Consider the following 20,612-nt stretch of genomic DNA (forward strand, 5'->3'; position numbering starts at 1 on the left):
CACCTTCTGCCGCCTCAAGGACTGGAGGCGTGTCGCGACACGATATGACAAGCTCATGATTAACTTCGCAGCAACCTGCTACATCGCCGCCATCGTCACATGGTGGATCAATTGAGTCTGGACCCTAGAGCCCGCGTAATAACCAAATCCCCATATGAATAACTTTCTCACTCGAGATGTTTGTTTCATCAACTTCATGGAGGTACAATATTAGACTGCACCTCCATGAGACAGTACGTTAGCTACCGTAGTGAAAGTCACCCACAAGCCAACCGATCTGTTGTGGCCTGTCGTCCACGGCAGACCATTCCGAAGACGTGTCACGCCTCTATTGGATCAGCTGAACAATCATGTGGGCACAGACTGCAACTACAAAAACAGCCGCGAAGCCGGATTCGAGACGAAAATACCAAGGCATTGCCACTCTCCAATCATGGTTAACAGATAGCTAATCAACGTACGAAGAACGATTTGGTTCAAAATGGCTAAGCGAAGATCGATATGGCGTCAGCGCGATGGCGTTAAAACGTTGGTTGGCTGATACCGATTTGGCGTTCCCACGCCCTGTTGAAATTAAACGGCGCCGATATTTCCTCAAATCAGAAATTCTGGCATGGGAAGAAACAAGGCGCGAGCAAGCGACCTGAAGTAATAAACGCCCTTCCGAGGGCGTTTTCTTTTTTGCGAAATAACCGAAATATTTTCAAATGTCGGTGTTAAAAACTGTAAACATCCGTCAAATTCTGTAAACTTTCGACCTGTTTGTGGGGAATTAATCAGAATGGTCGAAAAGCTTTTCATGACTGATGGCGAGATCGCCAAAATGCTTGGCCTCCCGCATAAGCACTGCCAGCCAGCGTTAAGAGCACTGGAAAAAGAAGGGCTTCCATTGCCAGAGCCGTTGTTCGAGAACCGACGCTACTGGCCCGCAGTAAGAGCATTCTTTGACAGACGATACGGCCTTCTTGATCCACTCTCCCCGCCCCCAGCTTTGGACGGAGAAGAAAAATGGGCGTCAAAGACAAAGTCGAGATTAAAGCGTGATTAGATTGCTCCCGCCGGATAGTCGCGCCAGCAATTTTTGGGCCACCGTTTCCAATGCCGGAATGTTTTTGAGCATTGCTGCGTCAAATGAGGCAGGATTGTCTACAAACGCCTGAGCCTCCCCCCCAGTTCCGTTCTTCAGATCAGCCATTACGCGGGTAATATCGATCATTAATTGGGCCGCTTCAGATACCTCCCCTTCTCGTGCTGGTAAGTCTCGGATGAACTGTACGATCATGTCCAGCCAGAAAGCCGCGGCATCGAAGTGCGCAGCATTTTCATCGTTGTGGTTCAATCTATAACTCCCTTGATGCGTACGCCCGGCTTGCCATGGTTTAGAAACTCAATTCCCTTGGCTTCTAATGCCCGCTGTACCGCTTGGACGTTCTGAGATCGCCCCGCGATGGGGGCAAGCCCCGATGCCTCCATGCTTCGAATAGTATTTACGTGAACGCCGGATGCCTCTGCGATCTCTTTCTGTTCGACACCGATGAGCGCGCGTGCGGCCTTCAATTGGTTGCCTGTCGTCAGCATATCGTCCCTCATTAATATAATTCTATGTACCAGACACAGATTTATATTGACAAGCGCCGCCTGTCGATTATGTGTATGAAACACAGTTAACAGTTTCTAAACGACAGGAACCGCAATGAACAACAGGTCTCAAACAGGGTCGATATCGTTTCAAGATATCTTAAATGCGAACGATGACGCCATTTTCTTGCTCGACGCGATTCTCATGATAGCACCACAAGTGAGCGACTCTGACCAATGTAACGCGTTGCAAGCCGTTGCCCTGACCGCAAAAGGTCATCTCAAGAAGCTGGAGGAATTGGTTGAAGGCAAGTGGAAGGAGTCGAAACAATGAGCACGAATTGCAAACGTCAAGCGTCATCGGTGGTCACATTGCTGGACTGTTACGATGAACTAACCACGGTGAAGCATCTGTTTAGCGGAGCTTCGTTTATCGTCGACGCCTTGATTGCTTCACCTGAAACAGAATCAGCCTCAGCAGTCATTACCGTTGGCATGACCAAACTTGATGAGGCTTTGCAGAAGCTAGATTCCATACGGAAAACAGCGAACTAGCAGTTATCCCGAAAACACGCGCCTGTTGCCCCAGACGTTGCCCGGAGCCGATAAAATCAAAATCTTGGGATTACCTAGATATTCCTAAGCTACTGTTTTCATTAAGAAAGAATTGGCTCCCCGGGCCGGATTCGAACCAGCGACCAACCGGTTAACAGCCGGTTGCTCTACCGCTGAGCTACCGGGGAACAGGTGCTCGTCGTGTCAGCGAGGTGGCGTATAGCAAAAGGATTTCGCGTTTGCAAAGGGCTAAATCCATTTTTTTTCATCTTTTTGCATTATCCCCTCGAAACCCTATATTCTCTGGGACGTTTTACTCCTGTGAATTGTAACATATCAGTCCGAGAGATGCCCCTGTGAATGACGAATCCGCAGAAATGCCCCGAAAAAAAGCCATCGTGATTCTTGGTCGGCGAATCCCGATGCCGCAATCAGTCATGATGCGGCGCATGCTTGGCGGCACACTCGTTGTCGGCGGCTCGCTGGGTTTTCTTCCGATTCTCGGTTTCTGGATGCTTCCACTCGGATTAATCGTCCTTTCTCATGACTCTCATCGCGTCCGTCGCTGGCGCCGCAGAAGCGAAGTCCACATCTGGCGCAAATGGGTGAGACGGAAGCCGTCCGACATATCGAGCTGATCAATTTGCAGCTCGATATCCCACACTCAAGTCAACTTCAAAAAAAGTGACTGTTCAACGGAACGAGCACTAGGAAATTGTTACTGCAAAAAGGCGAAAACTCTACTTACGCAGTTCACCTGGTGTCAGATGTCGATGTTTTCGCAACGCCGTCGTTAGATGGCTCTGGCTGGAAAAATTCAAAAGACGCGCAATCTCGCTTATTGGCTCGACCGTCTTTCTGAGACGTCGTTCGGCCTCATCAAGCCTCAGCCCCAACAGATATTGATGGGGCGTCTGACCAAAACTATTTCGAAAACATGTCGAAAAGTGCCCCGCTGAGATTCCCACCAGTGCGGCCATATTCGGCACAGAAAGAGCTTTATGAAAATTTTGACTGAGATAAGCTTCAATCTGCTGGCACGCTGATTTACTGAGTCCGGCTTTATTATTGCCTGAAACGCGATCATTCAAAGCAATGTGCGCTAGTGTGCGCATAAGAACCAAACTGAGAGCAGTTAGGTAGGGCTTATCCTGCCCGCCGCGCCGACAGACCTCATCCCATATCAAATGAGATAATGAGATAGATTCTTTGCACGAAATTTTTTCAACGTTCCTGGTGTCATTGATTTCATAGAATCGGGGCTCAAGACAGAACGTTTCCCGCACAAGCTGCTCTTCAGGCTGCATGATTATGATTTCAATCGAATCCGGCCAGTCGATTGATAAATCGACAGAAGCAGGAATGATGAAAACAGTTCCAGCCGAACAGTTGGACTGCTCAGCCACCAGTGCGGAGGAATACCACTTCAGATTGCGAATCTGCTCGCGCAAGACAATGATGGTCGTATCGGCTCCGCAATAAATAGCTGGCCCAACTTGGGTTGTGGTACAGGTCAAAGTGCTATTGCTTGATATCGCTTGCACTTCCCGAAAAATCCTTCCATCGGCCCCATCTTTCGCAATAATTGGGTGTAAATCAACCACTAAACTCACCCTCACATTTATTCGTTTAATATGAAAATTGAGAATAAGGACATACAGTTCGCTGATGGACTGTGCACTTCTTCTCCATTGCGCCTCAATCGAAAGCCCAACTTCAAAACTTTAAATTTTCACTCGAATACAATTTAAGCGTGTATTTCCAATTTGCAATCAGAATCTCGTTAGCCAACCTCTTTCATTTAATGCAAATGGTTTGCAATAGCACTTGATTGTGGATTGGTGACCAGTTATGCAATTGCAACTGATTGGCAACAAGGATTTGGATATGCTGCGTCGCGTTTTACGAACAACGGTGCTCAGTTTTCTGAGCGGGGCTCTTCTCTGGACAAGCGCAAGCGCTGCACTTGCGGAAAAATTCAAGGCCGTGACGACATTCACTGTTATCGCCGATATTGCCCAGAACGTTGCGGGTGATGCCGCGACAGTCGAGTCGATCACAAAGCCAGGCGCCGAGATTCATAATTATCAGCCAACTCCCGGCGATCTGATCAAAGCACAGGATGCGAAGCTCGTTCTCTGGAACGGTCTTGGGCTGGAACTATGGTTCGAAAAATTCTTCTCGCGTCTCAAAGACGTTCCGAATGCAGTTGTCTCGGACGGCGTTGAACCAATCGACATCAGCGAAGGGCCCTATAGAGGCAAACCAAACCCGCACGCATGGATGTCGCCAAATGCGGCCCTGATCTATGTTGATAATATACGGGATGCTTTCGTTAAGAACGACCCCGCAAACGCTGATACCTACAAGGCCAATGCCGAAGCCTATAAAACGAAAATTAAGGCCACAATCGATCCCATCCGAGTGCAACTGATGGCTATTCCGGAAGATAAGCGCTGGCTTGTTTCCAGCGAAGGCGCCTTCTCCTATCTCGCACGGGATTTCGGCCTGAAGGAGCTTTATCTCTGGCCAATCAATGCCGACCAGCAGGGCACTCCTCAGCAGGTGCGAAAGGTGATTGATGCAGTACGTGAGAACAACATTACGGCGGTTTTCTCGGAGAGCACCGTCTCCCCTGCTCCAGCCGAGCAGGTGGCCCGCGAAACCGGCGCAAAATACGCTGGCGTTCTTTATGTCGATTCCCTTTCAGAACCCGATGGCCCCGTGCCAACCTATATCGACCTCTTGAAGATCACTTCGGGTACGATTGCGGAAGGACTCAAACAATGAATGCTCCCGTGGACCTTCACGCCAATACCTCCGCAGCGCTGAATAACGGCGCGACCGATGGTATCCATGTGAGGGAGGCGACCGTTACATACCGCAACGGTCATACGGCTCTGCACAATGCAAGTTTCGCAATCCCAACCGGAACGATTACAGCGCTCGTCGGCATCAACGGGTCCGGCAAGTCGACCCTCTTCAAGGCGATCATGGGATTTGTGAGACTCGCCAAGGGGGAGATATCCATTCTCGGAATGCCGGTTGAAACTGCGCTCAAGAAGAACTTTGTGGCTTATGTCCCACAAAGTGAGGACGTTGACTGGAACTTTCCGGTTCTCGTTGAAGATGTCGTCAAGATGGGCCGCTACGGCCATATGGGCATGATGCGCATCCCGCGCCGCGCCGACAACGAAGCCGTAGAAAAAGCGCTTGATCGCGTGAATATGCTCGAATTTCGTCATCGACAGATCGGTGAGCTTTCAGGCGGGCAAAAGAAACGGGTATTTCTTGCGCGAGCGCTCGCACAAGACGGGCGCGTCATTCTTCTGGATGAACCCTTCACTGGCGTAGATGTGAAGACCGAAGAAGCAATCGTCACACTTCTTCGCAGTTTGCGAGATGAGGGGCGCGTCATGCTGGTCTCGACCCACAATCTTGGTAGTGTTCCCGAATTCTGCGACCGAACCGTATTACTGAAACGAACAGTTCTCGGTTACGGGCCGACTGCGGAGGTTTTCACGCAAGAAAACCTCGAAAAGACTTTCGGCGGAGTGCTGCGCCATCTTGTACTCGGCGAGACTAGCGGTGCAGGACGAGGCGCCGTCAGCGTCATAACTGACGATGAGCGCCCGTTTGTTGTTTATGAGAACGAAGACTCCGCGACCCGCAAACGGAGCCAAGAACAATGACCGTATTACTTGAGCCGTTCAGTTATAGCTACATGCTGAATGCGATGTGGGTTTCGGCGCTGGTGGGCGGGGTATGTGCCTTTCTTTCGGCTTATCTCATGCTGAAAGGTTGGTCGCTGATTGGCGACGCTCTATCCCATTCCATCGTTCCCGGCGTGGCAGGCGCCTATATGCTCGGACTGCCCTTCTCCATTGGAGCTTTCTTTTCAGGTGGCCTCGCTGCTGCAGCAATGCTTTTTCTCAACCAGCGGACAAGGCTGAAGGAAGATGCGATCATCGGCCTGATCTTTTCGTCGTTCTTCGGGCTTGGCCTCTTCATGGTCTCGCTGAGGCCAACGGCTGTCAGCATTCAAACCATCGTTCTCGGTAATATCCTCGCCATCACGCCAGAAGACACGCTGCAATTGGCGGTCATCGGCTTCGTTTCCCTGTCGCTTCTTCTTTTGAAGTGGAAAGACTTGATGGTGGTGTTCTTCGATGAAAACCATGCACGTTCGATTGGTCTCAAGCCCAATCTGTTGAAGATCATGTTCTTCACATTGCTGTCGGCATCGACTGTCGCTGCCATGCAGACGGTAGGCGCCTTTCTCGTCATCTGCATGGTAGTGACGCCCGGTGCAACCGCGTATCTGCTGACGGACCGATTTTCGCGATTGCTCTGGATTGCTGTCGCAATCGGCGCCATCACAAGCTTCACAGGTGCCTATGTGAGCTATTTTCTGGACGGCGCGACGGGAGGCATCATCGTGGTTCTCCAGACGCTGGTTTTCCTCAGTGTATTTTTGCTTGCTCCAAAGCACGGACTACTGGCCGCACGCCGCAAGGCAGCAATCGCTCTCAGGGAGTTCCAGCAATGACCATTCTAAATATGCTGGCCTCCCCGTTTCAGTTCGAGTTCATGCGCTATGCATTAGCCATTTCGGTACTAATCGCGATCCCGACAGCATTGTTGTCATGCTTTCTTGTCCTCAAGGGCTGGTCATTGATGGGCGACGCGATCAGCCATGCCGTTCTCCCGGGGGTAGTGGTCGCCTACATCATTGGAATACCGTTCGGTATCGGTGCATTTGTAGCGGGCATGGCTTGCGCCCTTGCAACAGGTTACCTCACCGAAAACAGCCGTATCAAGCAGGATACGGTGATGGGCATCGTATTCTCCGGCATGTTCGGCCTCGGTCTGGTTCTTTATGTTGCGATCCGCTCAACAGTGCATCTCGATCATATCCTGTTCGGTGACATGCTCGGAATAACATCCGGCGACCTGATCGAAACGGCCATTATCGCCACACTGACCGCCGGCATTCTTGTCGTCAAATGGCGCGACTTCCTGCTGCACGCTTTCGATCCGGCACAAGCCAGAGCGGTCGGTTTACCGGTCCGCCTTCTGCATTACGGTTTGCTTTGCCTGATTTCGCTGACGATTGTCGGCGTTCTGAAAGCAGTAGGTATCATCTTAGCCATCGCCATGTTGATTGCGCCGGGTGCAATTGCGTTTCTGCTCACGCGCAAATTCAGCACCATGATGCTGTTCGCCGTGACAATTGCAGTCAGCGCATCTTTCTTTGGTGTCTACCTGTCTTTTTTCATCGACAGCGCACCCGCTCCAACAATCGTTCTGCTGATGACTGTTATGTTCTTCGCCGCGTTCATTTACTCTTCCCGGCAAAATGCCAAATTCGAAGAGCGCGCAGAAGAAGTTTGACTGACGACTGATAACAAGCCGGTTCCTGTACACTCTCCGTCAGACCTGCTTGCGTGCGACGTGGACAGCTTTGCAAAGCTGTCCACGTCTTCGTCTTTACGTCATACATCTGTTATGAAATCTCGTTAAACAGCCTTCAAATGACGTTCCACAATGGAACTCAAGACAGTTTTTCCCGCGCAATTTCAATTTTGCGGCTTGTCGAGGTTGTTTAAAGATGCTTCAATCCAATTTGCACGGCTGTGCAGAAAAAATAAAATCAGCCGGCGATCCTGGGGAGGAGACGCCTATGCCAGCGTTTTTGGAGGTGGCGGACGCGCGCGTTCGCTATGGCAATAATGAAGTTCTCAAAGGCGTGAACCTATCCGTCAAGAAGGGTGAGTTCGTCGCGCTTCTCGGCTCTTCCGGTTGCGGTAAAACAACATTGCTGCGCGCGATAGCGGGCTTCAACATGCCATCAGGCGGCGCAATCCGGGTAGACGGCAGAGATGTCACCCGACTGCCCCCGGACAAACGCGGCATGGCACTTGTCTTCCAGTCTTACGCGCTCTGGCCGCATATGACTGTCGCACAGAATATGGGCTATGGCCTGCGCATTCGCGGCGCAGCGAAGGAGACCATCAAACAGAAGGTCGAAGAAGTCGCTCGCCTGCTGGGGCTGGACTCTTTACTAGAGCGCAAACCCGCTGCCCTTTCCGGTGGACAGCGCCAGCGTGTCGCCCTCGGGCGTGCCCTCGCCATTCAGCCCGACATCCTGCTTCTCGATGAGCCGCTCTCCAATCTTGACGCGCGCATCAGACTATCGGTGCGCCATGAGATCAGCGCCTTGCAGCGTCGCCTCGGTATCACAGCAGTTCATGTGACGCATGATCGGGAAGAAGCTATGGTCATGGCCGACCGCATCGTCATCCTCAATAATGGTGAAATCGCCCAGGCGGGCGCTCCAGAAGAAGTCTACAACCACCCGGCCACAGATTTCGTCGCAGCATTCATGGGCGCTGAGAATCTGATCGAGGTACCAATCCAGATCAAGGCTGACCATATCGAGATTGCAGCAGGGGCGAACAACAAAGTCAGTATCATTTCGGCAGGGCGCAAAAATCTGTCCGATGGCATGGCATCAGCACGTTTCCGCAGCGAAGCTGCCCGCCTCTCTGCGCCAGGGACTGATCAAAACTCCCCGACGTCCGAACTAGCGCTCAACGGCACGGTCGAGCAGACCAGCTATCCCGGTGGCCTTTGGAGGCATATGATCCGCGTTGGAGATCGGCACATCATGGTTGACGCTCAGGAAAGCCACCAACCCGGAGCCAATGTAGAAATCCGCATACCCGAGCATGCTCTGTTTCTATTCGACAAATAGCCAAGCACCTGTGGCGTTTTCGTCAGCGTTTAATAATGCGTCGTTTAGTTAAAGAAGGCCAGAGAGCGGAATACGGCATTCGTCAAATTTCGGTGCACAGCTGTGCATAGCAAACTTGATTTCTGCCGGCGCCAATACGGGGAGCCCCCCGTTCAAATTCGTTTTCACGGGCAATTTTGTCCGCGGATGCCACTGTTCCCGATAAACACCACTGATGCGCTGCATCTTCTTTCAATCACAAGACCGGGAATCCCGGTTCAGACAGGAGTCCTTTTCATGAGAACTATCCTGAACGCGGCAATGGCAATCGGCCTTACCGTTGCACCCGCCGCTGCTGATGAGCTTACCGTCATCACCGCAGGCGACCAGAACATGGTCGATTATATCAATCAATATCTTGGACCGTTATTCGAGAAAGAGAACCCCGGAACGACCGTTCGTGTTGTTGGGACAGGTCCCGGCGACGCAGGCTCGCAAAAGGTTCTCGAACGTTTTGAAGCCCAATCCAAGGCCGGCGTGGAAAAATGGGACACCGACGTTGCAGTCGTCCACGAGAAATTCGTCGGACCGATGGTAACGGCAAAGTTTCTAGAAAATTATCGCGGCAAAATCGACAGTGGCAAGTTGGTGACACGTGAGAACGCGAAAATGGCGCTCGGCACCGACGTCGACGGTTACGTCATGCCGATGTTCAACAGCCAGACCGCACTCGCTTATAACCCTGCTCTCGTTGCCAATCCTCCGAAGAGCTATGACGAGCTCGTCGCATGGGCCAAGGACAACCCGAAGCAGTTCGGTTATAACGGCATTAAGGGCGGCGCGTCGGGCGTGAGCTTTGTCATGGGCTGGATCTATGCTTATGGCGGCGACGCAGACAAGCTGATGAAGGGGCCATTCGAAGAGGGCGAAGCAAAGAACTGGGACAAGGCATTCGCCTCGCTCAAGGACTTCACGAAGAATGCCACCCTCACCCCCGGCAATGCTGGCACACTCGACATGTTGAGCCGCGGCGAAATCGCGATGGGACCAGTCTGGGTAGACATGTTCTATTCGTGGAAAGCGAATGGTCAGCTTCCGCCAGAAATGAAGCTTGTCCTGCCTGCTCCCGGCATGCCCGGTCAGCCGATGCATTATGTGATCCCGGAAAAGAGCGCGCACAAGGAACTGGCCGAAAAATTCGTCGCATTGGCGACGAGCCCGAAAGTACAGGCCGAAGGTATTGTAAAGCGCTTCAACTGGTATCCGGGCATCGATGCCGACCACGTCAAGGCAGAGCTTGACGGTGAAACATGGAACAAGCTCTTCACCGATATTTCGCCGGATGAACTTGCGAAATACGGTAAGCCCTTCCCGATCGCACCTTATAACACCGCGATCCTGGAAGCTTATGAGCGCCAGGTCGGTAACTAAGCCCGACAATCCTGCTTTCTATCGGGGCGCCTTGACGAACCTGGTTCCATGCAAAGCGCTCTGATGTCGATGCCGGATATGCAATCAAGGCACCACGAGCGTGTCCGGCACTCCACACTGTCATGAGGTTTCGAATGTCGTATCGACTGACGGGGATTCTTCTTGTCGCACCCGCACTGGCGATCGTCCTGTTGCTGTTCATCGTACCACTTTTTGGTGCTATCACCGGGGCTTTCTATGTTTCCGGTGGATGGGGAACCGGCAATTTCACCAAAGCATTCGAACTGTATTCCAGTGACATCATCTTTACTTTTGTTATCGTCACGCTGTCGTCGTTGCTGATTGCTTTATTCGCTATCGCTATCGGTGGCTATCTGACACTTGGCTCCAACCCGCGCGCTGTCACTGTTCTGCGCTGGCTTTATCGGTGGCCGCTTTTCATCCCCTTCATCGTCGTTGGTCAGATACTTCGCACCTTCCTTGCCAAGAACGGATTGATGAACAGCCTGCTTATCGAAACAGGGCTTCTAACGCCCCTACAGGCCATGAGCTTTCTCGACTGGCGTGGGATCGTCATCGCATTCGTCTGGAAACAGACGCCATTTGTCACGTTGTTGCTGGCGGGTGCCATGGCATCCATTGATCGCAGCACAATCGAATCCGCTCGCAATCTTGGCGCTGGACGGCTACGCATTCTCATCGAGATCGTCCTCCCTCAAGTCCGCCAGACATTGCTCGTTGGCTTGATACTGAGCTTTGTCACCATGATGTCCGTTTTGTCCGTGCCTTTGATGATCAACGCCCAGTCGCCAACGATGATCACAGCGAATATGGCATTTCGTATCAATGCTTATGGGGATTACGGCGTCGCAAATGCACTGGGTACGATCTCCCTTCTCATGACCAGCCTCGTCGCCTGGGTTTACCTCCGCCAGACCATGAAGGAACACGGCCAATGAGCAACATCATCGACTGGCGCTGGATACCACGTGGCATATCGCTCGGCCTGCTCGCCTTCGCGATTTTCGGACCGCTCGCCAATCTGCTTCTATGGGCGGTCGCTGAACGTTGGTATTTCCCGCACACATTGCCGCTTCAATATGGATTCTCATTCTGGGCGAATGTGTTTTCGCCTCGCGGCAACGCGCTCTCGTCACTTGGCACGAGCGTGCTTATCGCAGGCCTTACAGTGATCGTTTCACTCGGCCTCGCCATTCCCGCCGGTTATGCTCTCGCACGATTGAAACTGCCGTTTCGCGGACTGATCCTGCTGACGCTGCTGATCCCGCAGGCTTTTCCAAACCTGCCCGTTTACGTGAACATCGCGCAGATGTTCTACTCGTTTGGGCTGAATGGCACGATCACAGGCGTCGTTCTGGTCCACGTGACCCATGGGCTGGTCTATGCCGTATGGATCGCAACGGCGGCGTTTTCGGCAATTGATCGTGAGCTTGAAGAAGCGGCGCGCTCAATGGGCGCTTCAGCCCTCAAGACATTTTTCGACATCACTCTGCCAATAGCCGCACCCGGTTTGCTTGCAAGCGCGATCTTCGTCTTTCTTGAATCGCTTGATGAGTTCACCGGTACTTATTTCGTGGGAGCTCCTGATATTTCCACCCTGCCCTTGCTACTCTATACAGCGAGTTCAGGCGGCAATTATCAAATCGCGTCGATCAGCGCATTGATATTGCTGGTGCCATCAATTGCCTTCATGTTCGTGGTCGAGCGCTTCCTCAGGGCCGATGTCCTTTCAAAAGTAGGGCGATAAAATGCCAGATAAAGAAACGCAGCGAGAACAGGACAGCGCGGATAACCAGCCACGGTTCATCAGCGCGCATGAAGTCGCGCTTGAGGCTGGCGTCTCTCGCTCTGCGGTGTCCCGAACCTTTACTCCGGGTGCCAGTGTTTCGCCTGCAACACGCGAAAAAGTGCTGAAAGCCGCTGAGAAGCTTGGCTATCAGGTCAACGATCTTGCGCGCGGCCTCCTTGCTAACCGCAGCCGTATCGTCGGAATGATTGCGGCAGACCCGGACAGTCCTTTTCGTTCACGCCAGATTGCAGCACTTTCCCGTCGGCTTGCAGCACGCGGCAGTGTGCCGGTGTTGATTCCGACTGGCCAGCATGGAGAAAATCTCTCTGCCGCCCACGAAACGCTGCTGCGTTATCGCGCCGAAGCGACGGTAGTTCTTTCCGGCATGCCTTCCTCTTCATTTGTCGAGCTGGCGCAGAGAAACGGCCAGACCCTGATCCTCGTCGGGCGAACCGAAGAGGGAGCCGATCATATTCATATCAACAATCGACTTGCCGCCGAAACGGCTGTTGAAATCTTCGCGGCACGAGGCATGAAAAATCTCGGCCTCATAACGTCGAATGTCGGCAGCCTCAATCTGGTTGAACGTGAGGAAGCTTTCATCGCCAAAGGCAAGAGCCTTGGATTGAGCGTCAGTGTTCAGCGCGGCAACCTGACCGATTACGACGGCGGCTACGGCGCAGCATCTCTGCTACTTGGCGAACGAGAGCGTGTCGAAGGTGTGTTTTGCGTCAACGATCTTATGGCATTCGGCCTGATGGACTGCGCACGTGACGTTTTCAATCTTTCCGTTCCGGACGATATTTCAGTCGTCGGTTTCGACAATGTCACCGAAGCACGCTGGGGCGCCTATCGGCTAACAACGTTCGACCAGAATGCCGAACGCCTTTCCGCTGAAATCATACGCCTGCTCGATGAGAGGCAGGCTGCGCCAAATGCGCCGCCTCAGACAGTTGTACTCGAACTACCGCTCATTTTGCGCAACAGCGTCAGGGCACTTAAAAGCGAACGCGGCGTTCGAGGGATGCCAAATCAATGACTTTCCACTCCATCTGGTTACGTCCTGCGCGCGATGACCTCAAATTTCTTGAATCCATTGTCGCGGAACTGGCAGGTCGCTTTGCTTCGCCCGTATTTGAACCACACGCGACACTCGTACCCGATATGAAACGCTCGGCAGACGAATTGCTGCCGCTGGTGCTCAGCCTTGTGGTCGGCCGCAAACCTCTGGATGTTCTTATTGAAGACGTGACCGGAACAGAGGCTTATTTCCGCTCTTTCTACGCCAAACTGCAGAAAACGCCTGCACTGATGGCACTGAAGCAGGATTCACTGGACATATCGGGAGAGAAAGACATCTCGACTTTTCTCCCCCATGTTTCGCTTGCCTATGGCGTTGCCGATAAGGCTTCGCGTGCAACGGAGATAGCTCACCTGACAAGATCACTTGCTGGTCGCAATCTACGCTTCGACCGAATGGTGATCGTCAGCTCCTCAAGCGAGACGCCAATCGATCAATGGATCGTCAAACACGAAGTTTATCTTGCCGGATAGAAAAAGCCCACCAGTTGGCGGGCTTCTATCATGCATTTTTAATTGGCTTAAAGCGGACGTGGATACTGTCGATAGACCTTCTCAATGTCGCTCAGAACATCATCGGACAGCCTAACCTGATGCGCCGCAATATCGGTCTTCAACTGATCGACGGTCGTAGCGCCGATGATGGCCGAGGTCATGAACGGACGTGTCAGTGCAAAGGCAATCGCCATCTGGGCAATGTCGAGACCGTGTTTCTTCGCAACATCGATATAGGCGCGAATTGCAGGCTCTGAGTGAACATTGTTCCGCCAGATGCCACCTTCGGAAATGGCTGCGCGTGAACCGGCGGGCAGCTTGCCGCCCAGATATTTCCCGGTCAGCACACCAGCTGCAAGCGTCGAATAGGCAAGCAGTCCAACATCTTCGCAGAGCGCCAATTCTGCCATGTCAAAATCGAACTGGCGCTGCAGAAGACTATACTCGTTCTGGATTGAGGCGATGCGCGGCAAACCGTGCTGCTCCGCCAAACGAAGCCACTGCATAGTTCCCCAGGTTGTCTCGTTGGAAAGACCGATATGCCTGATCTTTCCGTCGCGAACCATGTCTCCGAGTCCGAGCAGAACGTCATGCATCTGTTGGGTTTCTGCCGCCCCATCCGTGTTGGACGGATCGAAGCTCCAGCTCTGGCCGAAATGGTAGTGCGCACGCATCGGCCAATGGACCTGATAGAGGTCAATATAGTCCGTCTGAAGCCGTTTCAGGCTACTCTCTACCGCCTCACGAACGCTGGCTCGGCTCGGCCTGGCGCCGTCTCGAATCCACTTCTGTCTGCCGCCACCGGCGATCTTGCTCGCCAGTACGATCTTGTCACGTTTTCCAGATTTCTTGAGCCAACTGCCGATGTAGGTCTCTGTCTTGCCATAGCTTTCCGCGCTCATCGGAATGGCATATCCCTCAGCTGTATCAATGAAGTTGATACCGGCATCGAGAGCAATGTCGAGCTGCTCATGAGCGTCAGACTCGGTATTCTGTACGCCCCAGGTCATGGTGCCGAGGCAAATTTCAGTGACAGTAAGGCCGGTACGGCCCAAAGGCTTCATTTTCACGAGAATTTTCCGGATCGATTATTCGCAACTACGCGATATGAGAATGGAGCCAATTGATAGCCCTGCTCCACCATGACTGACAAGCCTGTCGCGAAAGTTTTAGAATAAACTATAGAAACCGTTCTGCCGAATAGGGTTTCGGATCAACGAATGGCTCTTCTCCGACGAGCATTTCAGCGAGCAAACGTCCTGTCGCAGGCCCAAGCGTCAACCCGTGATGAGCGTGGCCGAAATTGAACCAAAGGCCCTTATGTTTTGGCGCGGCCCCAATCACCGGGCGCATATCCGGCAGGCAGGGACGCAATCCAAGCCATGGCGTCGTTTCGATTGCGTCTCCCAATTGGGGTACAAGCTTGCGCGCGATTTTCTCGTCCTTCTTGAGCTGTATACGGTTGGCAGGCGCGTCAGGCGAAGCGAACTCTATGCCTGTGGACAGCCGCACACCCTGCACCATTGGGGCAAGGACATAACCTGCTTCTTCATCCACCACCGTATGACCGAGCCGCGAACCGTCCTTCATGGTGAAGTGAAGATGATGACCGCGCTTGATGCCAAGCGGTATTGGATAGCCGAATTTCCTGAAAATGAGGCCGGATTGCGGACCGAGTGCTACGACAACGTCCCGCGCATGGACAATGCCCTCCTCCGTCGTCACCTGCCAGCCATTCTCATTCTGTGTAAGGGTCGCGGCATCTCCGTGAACGAAGGCGCCACCATGCCTGCGAAACAGATCTGCATAGGCTTTAACCAGCCCACCGGGGTTCACAACGGTCTTGGGGTCGAGCCAATGAATGCCGCCAGCCACATCGCCAAGCGACGTTTCGCGCTGGCGCAATGCTGACGCATCCAGAATGTCATAAGACAGTTTGAAACGCTGCAGATCTGGCAAACGGCGCACTGCTGCGTCGAATGCCGAAGATGTCCGGAACACTTCAATCCATCCTTGGGACCGGATCAGCCGTTCACTGCCTGACTGGGTCACCAAAATATCATGTTCGCGAACACTCGCTTCAATCAACGGCAGCATGGCATTCGTGGCAATCTTCAACCGCTCTGGTGACGATTCCCGCCAATATCGAAACAGCCAGCGAGCCATCTTCGGTATGTAAAACGGGTTGTAGCGAACGTCTGAGCGGCGGTTCATGCCGTAGCGGAAAAGCGTCCAGAAGCCTTGCGGGAAGGAATAGGGAATGACGCTCGACCGCTCGATCAGACCGGCATTGCCGAAACTGGTGCCGTTGCCGGGGTCACTTTTGTCGATCAGGCAGACTGAGCGGCCTCGTGCCTGCAGATGTAGTGCCGTGGACACGCCAACAATACCCGCGCCCAGAACGATGACATCTTGTTGCTGAATCGGCATTTCTGGCATCCACAAATCAAACAAATAAACGCGCCGATTGCAGCCGGCGCGTTGTTGCTTACAGCAAAGAGCTGTGTCTTTTACAAGCAATCAGTAGATGTCGAAGTCGAAATATTTCTTCACGATCGTGGCATAGGTTCCATCGTCGCGAATTTTCTTGATTGCCGCATTGAACTGCTCGCGCAGATCGTCATCGCCCTGACGAAGCGCAATTCCGGTATCAGTCTGCGTGCCGGGAATATCGCCGATAAGCTTGCAACAATCCGCACCGTCACCTTTGATCCAGTCAGAGATCGGAAATTTGTCGGAAACAACCGCATCAAGGCGCCCGTTTTTCAAGTCTGCGTTGGCTTCATCGGCAGTCGGGTAAAGCTTCACGTCGGCGCCAGCCTTGCCGTAGACATCTTCCGCATAGTTACCCTGCGTCGTCGATCCCTGGGCACCAACCGACTTTCCCTTGAATGCTTCGGCATCCAGCGATGTGATCGGGCTATCCTTCGGCACGGCAACGGACAGTGGTGTGGAATAATACTTATCCGTGAACGCTACTTCTTTCTTGCGCTCTTCCGTGACGCTCATCGATGCAATGACCGCATCGAACTTGTTCGACTTCAGGCCGGGAATCATCCCGTCCCAGTCGTTAGCAACAATCGTGCACTTGGCATCCATCGCCTTGCACAGGGCATTGGCTATTTCGACATCAAGTCCCTGAAGCGAACCGTCCGCCGCCACGAAATTGAAAGGTGGATACGCACCTTCGGTGGCGATGCGGATTTCTTTCCATTCTTTGGCCTGCGCCGGCAAGGCAGCGATTACAGATGCTACGCCCGCAAATAGGATGGCTTTCAACATAACTATTCCCCTTATTGCTTTGTTATCGTTGTAATTGGCAGGGCCCCCCCCGCGAATGGTAGCGCCTGATTTCATGCGCTTGCCATGACTGAAGCACCGGACGCCTTCCACTGCAAGCAGGTTCTGAAGGTGTCCGGAGCGTAATTTGTCACATCAATAGATGTCGAAATCGAAATACTTCTTGCGGATCGTTTCGTAGGTGCCGTCGTCACGGATTTTTTTGATCGCGGCGTTGAACTGTTCACGCAGGTCGTTGTCCCCCTTGCGCAGGGCAACAGCAATCTTCGTTTCAGAACCCGGTATGTCGCCGAGGAACTTGCAGCAATTTGCGCCCTGCTTCTTTAGCCAATCCGCAGCGAGGAATTTGTCAGCAGCGATTGCGTCCAGACGACCGCTTTCGAGATCGGCATTGGCTTCATCAGCCGTCGGGTAAAGCTTCACATCCGCGCCTGCCTTGCCGTAGACGTCATCGGCATAGTTGCCCTGCGTCGTACCAGCCTGTGCACCAACCGTCTTTCCATCGAATGCCGACGGATCGAGCGAGGTCATATCCGTATCCTTTGGCACGACAACCGCAAGCGGGGTCGTGTAATAGCGCTCGGTGAAAGCAACCTGCTTTTCGCGCTCTTCGGTAATGGCCATCGAAGCAATGACTGCGTCGAACTTGTTGGCCTGCAGTCCCGGAATCATGCCATCCCAATCATTGGCAACAATCGTGCACTTGGCTTCCATTGCTTCGCAAAGCGCATTCGCGATATCAAGATCAAAACCTTCAAGCTTGCCGTCTGGAGACATGTAGTTGAATGGAGGATATGCGCCTTCGCTGGCGATGCGGATTTCTTTCCATTCCTTTGCCTGAACCGGCAAAACGAGAAAGACAGAGGCCAGACCGGCTAGCAATACTGATTTCAACATGATTTTCCTACTTCTTCAGAACACAGCCCGAAACTATAAACCAGTTTTCGGGCAAACTGCGCGGATAGAGACACATCAGGCGGATGAACGTTCATCTCTCTGTTTGGATCGGGGAATGCGCTTAAATCCGATCCCGTTCAATTGCAACTTTGGTAGAACTGACTTGCCGAATACCAAAATGCAAAAAGGGCCTGCTGCGCGCAAACGCAACAGACCCCGCATTCATGCGGCAGGAGTTATCAAGCGACCATGCGGGCGCAATGGTCTTCCTGTGCATAGGCCTTGCCAAAGCGGTTCGCGAGGAACGCCGCAAGAGTGATGTCTTCCTGACGGATAAAGCCCTGCTGTGGAAGATCGCCCTTCGCCAGCATGTCGAGCACGGCGCAGATTGCCGAAGCTGTGGTGATCTGGATGCCCGAACGAACGATCTTGCCAACCGGAGCGGCGTAAACCTTGTTCGCGTAGGTTTCCTGAACCAGACGACCATTCTTGGTGCCCGAAACGGTCACGAAAATCACCACGACGTCCTGAAGGGTCGTCGGCAGGGCATTTTCGAAGATGTCCTTGAGCACTTCACGGCGATGACGCAGGCCGAGATCGTTGAGGAGCGCCTTCATCAGCGCAACGTGACCCGGGTAGCGGATGGTGCGGTAGTTGAGCGTGCGAACTTTGCCTTCCAGCGTTTCGCAGAGCGTGCCGAGACCACCGGAAGTATTGAAAGCTTCGTAGGTAACGCCGTCAAGCGAGAACTCTTCGCGTTCTTCGAGAGCAGGAACTTCTGTCAGCTCGCCATTCACAATGGCTTCACATGGCTCGATATATTCGTTGATGACGCCGTCGGTGCTCCAGGTCAGGTTGTAGTTCAGAGCATTCGAAGGGTACTGCGGCAGAGCGCCAACGCGCATACGAACGCTGTCGAGCTTGTCGAAACGCTTCGCCAGATCATAGGCAACGATGGAGATGAAGCCAGGAGCCAGGCCGCATTGCGGAATGAAAGCGGTCTTGGCTTCCTTCGCCAGTTCCTTGACGCGGCGTGTGCTGGCAACATCTTCGGTCAGGTCGAGATAGTGAACGCCTGCCTTGGCTGCAGCTTCCGCGATGCGGGTCGTCAGATGGAATGGAGCGGCGCTGAGTACGGCGAACTTGCCGGTCAGAGCAGCTTCAAGAGCCTTGGCATCTTCGATATCAAGCGCCTGCGTCTTGACTTCCGCACCCGATTCCAGTGCATCGAGCTGCGCCTGAGAGCGGTCGACAACGGTAACGGCATACTCGCCCGTGGAAGCGAGAAGATCGGCAATGGTGGCGCCGATTTTGCCCGCACCGACAACAACGATCTCTTTCATGTAACTTTCCCCTTGGAATGCAATTCGGATATGCAAGAATCGCATAGTTCCATGCAAAAAGAAGCATACAAACTGACGATATGACGTTGTTTGTTTGTGCATATTGACGTATTTAATATGCATTATGACGACAGAAGCCGATCTTACCCTCATCGCCCTCCTCCGTGAAAACGCCCGCGCCTCGACAGCCGACCTGGCACGGCGTCTCGGCGTATCCCGAACTACCGTCCAAAGCCGCATCGAAAAGCTTGAAAAACGTGGGGTTATCGAGGGCTACACAGTACGAATCGCACCTGAATTCGAGCGCGATCTGGTCCGCGCCCATGTGCTCGTGACCGCGCTACCCAAGCTCGCGCCCAAAGTCGAAACAGCTCTGCGCGGCATGATGGCCGTCCGTTCGCTCCATTCTGTCAGCGGACATTTCGATATGATCGTCGTTGTGGAAGCCCCATCCATACAGGAACTTGACGCCGTTCTGGATCGGATAGGCGCGCTGGAAGGCGTCGAGCGCACGATGTCATCGATCATCCTTTCAACACGGATCGATCGCTAAGGCGCAAGGATTAGCAGTGCGGCAAATGAGGCCTCTCGCACCATCAGGAGGTGATTGCCCCACTCACACGCTTTCGGCGGAAGAGCATCGCCGCAAGACCTAAGAGCACCGTGCCCGCAATGAATAGAAAAGCAGCAGCAGCGATAGCCGGGCTGATATTTTCTCGAATTGTCGAAAACATCTGGCGCGCCAGAGTGCGCTGATTTGGACCGGCCACGAACAGGGTCAGCACAACTTCATCCAACGACGTAGCGAACGCCAGCACCGCGCCTGACGCGATGCCCGGCATGGCGAGCGGAAGCGTGACCTTACGAAACACCGTTAGAGGCGATGCACCAAGACTTTCGGCTGCCAGTTCGACACGTCGGTCGATACCTGCCAAAGCGCCCGTAACACTTACCAAAACAAAGGGTATAGAAATCACGGTATGAGCAACAATCACACCAAGATAGGAATTTGCTATTCCGAGCCGGACGAACAGTAACTGCATACCGACGCCCATAACCACGGCAGGAACGACCATGGGCAAGAGGAACAGAGTTTTAATAGGGCCCGAGAAAAACAAAATCCTGCTGCGCAAACCAAGTGCGGCCATGGTTCCCAGCACAGTTGCCAAGATCGTCGTTCCTGAGCCTATAATCAGGCTGTTGACGATTGCGCGCTGCCAGACATCCGCCGTTGCCAGTTCCTCAAACCAGCGCATTGACCAACCAGGCACCGGATAGGTCAAGAATACGCTGGATGTGAAAGCAAGTGGAAGAATTGCAAACAGAGGTGCAATCAAAAAGACCACGGCCGCCACGCCGAACAGGATTTTAGCGAAGCGCTCCATAC

General features: G+C 53.1%; 23 protein-coding genes, 1 tRNA gene and 1 pseudogene. 15 read left to right on the forward strand and 10 right to left on the reverse strand.

The features are described 5' to 3' along the window. Positions 1-115, forward strand: a pseudogene (locus tag F9K91_RS14835) (IS5/IS1182 family transposase); the annotation flags it as partial. Between the two features lie 918 nt (positions 116-1,033). Here F9K91_RS14835 and F9K91_RS14845 read toward each other — a convergent pair. Continuing rightward, complete coding sequence (locus F9K91_RS14845) at positions 1,034-1,339, reverse strand: hypothetical protein (RefSeq protein ID WP_151678086.1); 306 nt, start codon at positions 1,337-1,339, stop codon at positions 1,034-1,036. After that, on the reverse strand, positions 1,336-1,578 hold the full coding sequence (locus F9K91_RS14850) for a helix-turn-helix domain-containing protein (RefSeq protein WP_151678087.1): 243 nt from the start codon (positions 1,576-1,578) through the stop codon (positions 1,336-1,338). Before F9K91_RS14850 ends, F9K91_RS14845 begins: the two co-directional genes overlap by 4 nt. 115 nt (positions 1,579-1,693) lie before the next feature. Between F9K91_RS14850 and F9K91_RS14855 the strand changes: the two genes are divergently transcribed. Beyond that, positions 1,694-1,912 (forward strand): hypothetical protein, encoded by a 219-nt coding sequence (locus tag F9K91_RS14855; RefSeq protein ID WP_151678088.1) that lies wholly within the window; start codon positions 1,694-1,696, stop codon positions 1,910-1,912. Next, the gene (locus F9K91_RS14860; protein WP_151678089.1) at positions 1,909-2,133 is read left to right on the forward strand and encodes a hypothetical protein; all 225 of its coding nucleotides are present in this window, start codon (positions 1,909-1,911) and stop codon (positions 2,131-2,133) included. Before F9K91_RS14855 ends, F9K91_RS14860 begins: the two co-directional genes overlap by 4 nt. Before the next feature lie 113 nt (positions 2,134-2,246). On the opposite strand, the gene F9K91_RS14865 is transcribed toward F9K91_RS14860, so the two are convergent. Beyond that, positions 2,247-2,321 (reverse strand) — tRNA-Asn (locus F9K91_RS14865). A 189-nt stretch (positions 2,322-2,510) separates the two neighbouring features. Between F9K91_RS14865 and F9K91_RS14870 the strand changes: the two genes are divergently transcribed. Further along, positions 2,511-2,771, forward strand: a complete 261-nt coding sequence (locus tag F9K91_RS14870; protein ID WP_412842168.1) for a hypothetical protein — start codon at positions 2,511-2,513, stop codon at positions 2,769-2,771. A gap of 102 nt (positions 2,772-2,873) precedes the next feature. On the opposite strand, the gene F9K91_RS14875 is transcribed toward F9K91_RS14870, so the two are convergent. Beyond that, positions 2,874-3,737, reverse strand: coding sequence for an AraC family transcriptional regulator (locus F9K91_RS14875; RefSeq protein ID WP_235913046.1), 864 nt, complete (start codon positions 3,735-3,737; stop codon positions 2,874-2,876). 283 nt (positions 3,738-4,020) lie between these two features. Here F9K91_RS14875 and F9K91_RS14880 point away from each other — a divergent pair, with 283 nt between their 5' ends. The 10 genes from F9K91_RS14880 (at position 4,021) to F9K91_RS14925 (ending at position 13,664) form a co-directional block, all read left to right on the forward strand. Further along, the gene (locus F9K91_RS14880; protein ID WP_151554622.1) at positions 4,021-4,923 is read left to right on the forward strand and encodes a metal ABC transporter substrate-binding protein; all 903 of its coding nucleotides are present in this window, start codon (positions 4,021-4,023) and stop codon (positions 4,921-4,923) included. Further along, positions 4,920-5,825 (forward strand): manganese/iron ABC transporter ATP-binding protein, encoded by a 906-nt coding sequence (locus F9K91_RS14885; protein WP_235913051.1) that lies wholly within the window; start codon positions 4,920-4,922, stop codon positions 5,823-5,825. The genes F9K91_RS14880 and F9K91_RS14885 overlap by 4 nt, the downstream gene beginning before the upstream one ends. Beyond that, positions 5,822-6,682, forward strand: coding sequence for a metal ABC transporter permease (locus F9K91_RS14890; protein ID WP_151554621.1), 861 nt, complete (start codon positions 5,822-5,824; stop codon positions 6,680-6,682). The genes F9K91_RS14885 and F9K91_RS14890 overlap by 4 nt, the downstream gene beginning before the upstream one ends. Beyond that, positions 6,679-7,527: a metal ABC transporter permease gene (locus F9K91_RS14895; RefSeq protein WP_151554620.1), complete on the forward strand. Its 849-nt coding sequence runs from the start codon at positions 6,679-6,681 to the stop codon at positions 7,525-7,527. Before F9K91_RS14890 ends, F9K91_RS14895 begins: the two co-directional genes overlap by 4 nt. A gap of 289 nt (positions 7,528-7,816) precedes the next feature. Continuing rightward, positions 7,817-8,890, forward strand: a complete 1,074-nt coding sequence (locus F9K91_RS14900; RefSeq protein ID WP_151678090.1) for an ABC transporter ATP-binding protein — start codon at positions 7,817-7,819, stop codon at positions 8,888-8,890. A 276-nt stretch (positions 8,891-9,166) separates the two neighbouring features. Continuing rightward, positions 9,167-10,300, forward strand: coding sequence for an ABC transporter substrate-binding protein (locus F9K91_RS14905; protein WP_192800754.1), 1,134 nt, complete (start codon positions 9,167-9,169; stop codon positions 10,298-10,300). A gap of 134 nt (positions 10,301-10,434) precedes the next feature. After that, complete coding sequence (locus tag F9K91_RS14910) at positions 10,435-11,259, forward strand: ABC transporter permease (protein WP_151678091.1); 825 nt, start codon at positions 10,435-10,437, stop codon at positions 11,257-11,259. Then, positions 11,256-12,068 (forward strand): ABC transporter permease, encoded by an 813-nt coding sequence (locus tag F9K91_RS14915; RefSeq protein ID WP_071632237.1) that lies wholly within the window; start codon positions 11,256-11,258, stop codon positions 12,066-12,068. Before F9K91_RS14910 ends, F9K91_RS14915 begins: the two co-directional genes overlap by 4 nt. Position 12,069: 1 nt before the next feature. Next, on the forward strand, positions 12,070-13,149 hold the full coding sequence (locus tag F9K91_RS14920) for a LacI family DNA-binding transcriptional regulator (protein ID WP_151554616.1): 1,080 nt from the start codon (positions 12,070-12,072) through the stop codon (positions 13,147-13,149). Further along, positions 13,146-13,664 (forward strand): haloacid dehalogenase, encoded by a 519-nt coding sequence (locus tag F9K91_RS14925; RefSeq protein ID WP_151651176.1) that lies wholly within the window; start codon positions 13,146-13,148, stop codon positions 13,662-13,664. Before F9K91_RS14920 ends, F9K91_RS14925 begins: the two co-directional genes overlap by 4 nt. Positions 13,665-13,711: 47 nt before the next feature. Here the strand turns inward: F9K91_RS14925 and F9K91_RS14930 are convergent, their stop codons facing one another. The 5 genes from F9K91_RS14930 to F9K91_RS14950 all read right to left on the reverse strand — a co-directional run bounded on the left by F9K91_RS14930 (position 13,712) and on the right by F9K91_RS14950 (position 19,225). Continuing rightward, positions 13,712-14,749, reverse strand: a complete 1,038-nt coding sequence (locus F9K91_RS14930) for an aldo/keto reductase (protein ID WP_151651194.1) — start codon at positions 14,747-14,749, stop codon at positions 13,712-13,714. A 115-nt stretch (positions 14,750-14,864) separates the two neighbouring features. Further along, positions 14,865-16,115 (reverse strand): NAD(P)/FAD-dependent oxidoreductase, encoded by a 1,251-nt coding sequence (locus F9K91_RS14935; protein ID WP_151651175.1) that lies wholly within the window; start codon positions 16,113-16,115, stop codon positions 14,865-14,867. A 90-nt stretch (positions 16,116-16,205) separates the two neighbouring features. Further along, positions 16,206-16,967, reverse strand: a complete 762-nt coding sequence (locus tag F9K91_RS14940; protein ID WP_151678092.1) for an ABC transporter substrate-binding protein — start codon at positions 16,965-16,967, stop codon at positions 16,206-16,208. A 153-nt stretch (positions 16,968-17,120) separates the two neighbouring features. Continuing rightward, positions 17,121-17,882, reverse strand: coding sequence for an ABC transporter substrate-binding protein (locus F9K91_RS14945; protein WP_151678093.1), 762 nt, complete (start codon positions 17,880-17,882; stop codon positions 17,121-17,123). Positions 17,883-18,121: 239 nt separating this feature from the next. Then, on the reverse strand, positions 18,122-19,225 hold the full coding sequence (locus F9K91_RS14950) for a saccharopine dehydrogenase family protein (protein WP_061347141.1): 1,104 nt from the start codon (positions 19,223-19,225) through the stop codon (positions 18,122-18,124). Positions 19,226-19,349: 124 nt separating this feature from the next. Between F9K91_RS14950 and F9K91_RS14955 the strand changes: the two genes are divergently transcribed. After that, positions 19,350-19,778 (forward strand): Lrp/AsnC family transcriptional regulator, encoded by a 429-nt coding sequence (locus tag F9K91_RS14955; protein WP_061347140.1) that lies wholly within the window; start codon positions 19,350-19,352, stop codon positions 19,776-19,778. 43 nt (positions 19,779-19,821) lie between these two features. Here the strand turns inward: F9K91_RS14955 and F9K91_RS14960 are convergent, their stop codons facing one another. Next, positions 19,822-20,610, reverse strand: coding sequence for an ABC transporter permease (locus F9K91_RS14960; RefSeq protein ID WP_151651172.1), 789 nt, complete (start codon positions 20,608-20,610; stop codon positions 19,822-19,824). Positions 20,611-20,612 lie beyond the last annotated feature (2 nt).

It is taken from the genome of Brucella tritici (assembly GCF_008932295.1).
In the GTDB taxonomy this organism is placed as follows: Bacteria; Pseudomonadota; Alphaproteobacteria; order Rhizobiales; family Rhizobiaceae; genus Brucella; species Brucella tritici.

Coding starts and splice junctions, on each gene's coding strand:
- F9K91_RS14940 (WP_151678092.1), bottom strand. CDS start 16,967: ATGTTGAAAGCCATCCTATTTGCGGGCGTAGCATCTGTAATCGCTGCC.
- F9K91_RS14920 (WP_151554616.1), top strand. CDS start 12,070: ATGCCAGATAAAGAAACGCAGCGAGAACAGGACAGCGCGGATAACCAG.
- F9K91_RS14885 (WP_235913051.1), top strand. CDS start 4,920: ATGAATGCTCCCGTGGACCTTCACGCCAATACCTCCGCAGCGCTGAAT.
- F9K91_RS14880 (WP_151554622.1), top strand. CDS start 4,021: ATGCTGCGTCGCGTTTTACGAACAACGGTGCTCAGTTTTCTGAGCGGG.
- F9K91_RS14960 (WP_151651172.1), bottom strand. CDS start 20,610: ATGGAGCGCTTCGCTAAAATCCTGTTCGGCGTGGCGGCCGTGGTCTTT.
- F9K91_RS14860 (WP_151678089.1), top strand. CDS start 1,909: ATGAGCACGAATTGCAAACGTCAAGCGTCATCGGTGGTCACATTGCTG.
- F9K91_RS14910 (WP_151678091.1), top strand. CDS start 10,435: ATGTCGTATCGACTGACGGGGATTCTTCTTGTCGCACCCGCACTGGCG.
- F9K91_RS14955 (WP_061347140.1), top strand. CDS start 19,350: ATGACGACAGAAGCCGATCTTACCCTCATCGCCCTCCTCCGTGAAAAC.
- F9K91_RS14950 (WP_061347141.1), bottom strand. CDS start 19,225: ATGAAAGAGATCGTTGTTGTCGGTGCGGGCAAAATCGGCGCCACCATT.
- F9K91_RS14890 (WP_151554621.1), top strand. CDS start 5,822: ATGACCGTATTACTTGAGCCGTTCAGTTATAGCTACATGCTGAATGCG.
- F9K91_RS14925 (WP_151651176.1), top strand. CDS start 13,146: ATGACTTTCCACTCCATCTGGTTACGTCCTGCGCGCGATGACCTCAAA.
- F9K91_RS14850 (WP_151678087.1), bottom strand. CDS start 1,578: ATGCTGACGACAGGCAACCAATTGAAGGCCGCACGCGCGCTCATCGGT.
- F9K91_RS14900 (WP_151678090.1), top strand. CDS start 7,817: ATGCCAGCGTTTTTGGAGGTGGCGGACGCGCGCGTTCGCTATGGCAAT.
- F9K91_RS14870 (WP_412842168.1), top strand. CDS start 2,511: ATGCCCCGAAAAAAAGCCATCGTGATTCTTGGTCGGCGAATCCCGATG.
- F9K91_RS14930 (WP_151651194.1), bottom strand. CDS start 14,749: ATGAAGCCTTTGGGCCGTACCGGCCTTACTGTCACTGAAATTTGCCTC.
- F9K91_RS14895 (WP_151554620.1), top strand. CDS start 6,679: ATGACCATTCTAAATATGCTGGCCTCCCCGTTTCAGTTCGAGTTCATG.
- F9K91_RS14945 (WP_151678093.1), bottom strand. CDS start 17,882: ATGTTGAAATCAGTATTGCTAGCCGGTCTGGCCTCTGTCTTTCTCGTT.
- F9K91_RS14905 (WP_192800754.1), top strand. CDS start 9,167: ATGAGAACTATCCTGAACGCGGCAATGGCAATCGGCCTTACCGTTGCA.
- F9K91_RS14935 (WP_151651175.1), bottom strand. CDS start 16,115: ATGCCGATTCAGCAACAAGATGTCATCGTTCTGGGCGCGGGTATTGTT.
- F9K91_RS14915 (WP_071632237.1), top strand. CDS start 11,256: ATGAGCAACATCATCGACTGGCGCTGGATACCACGTGGCATATCGCTC.
- F9K91_RS14855 (WP_151678088.1), top strand. CDS start 1,694: ATGAACAACAGGTCTCAAACAGGGTCGATATCGTTTCAAGATATCTTA.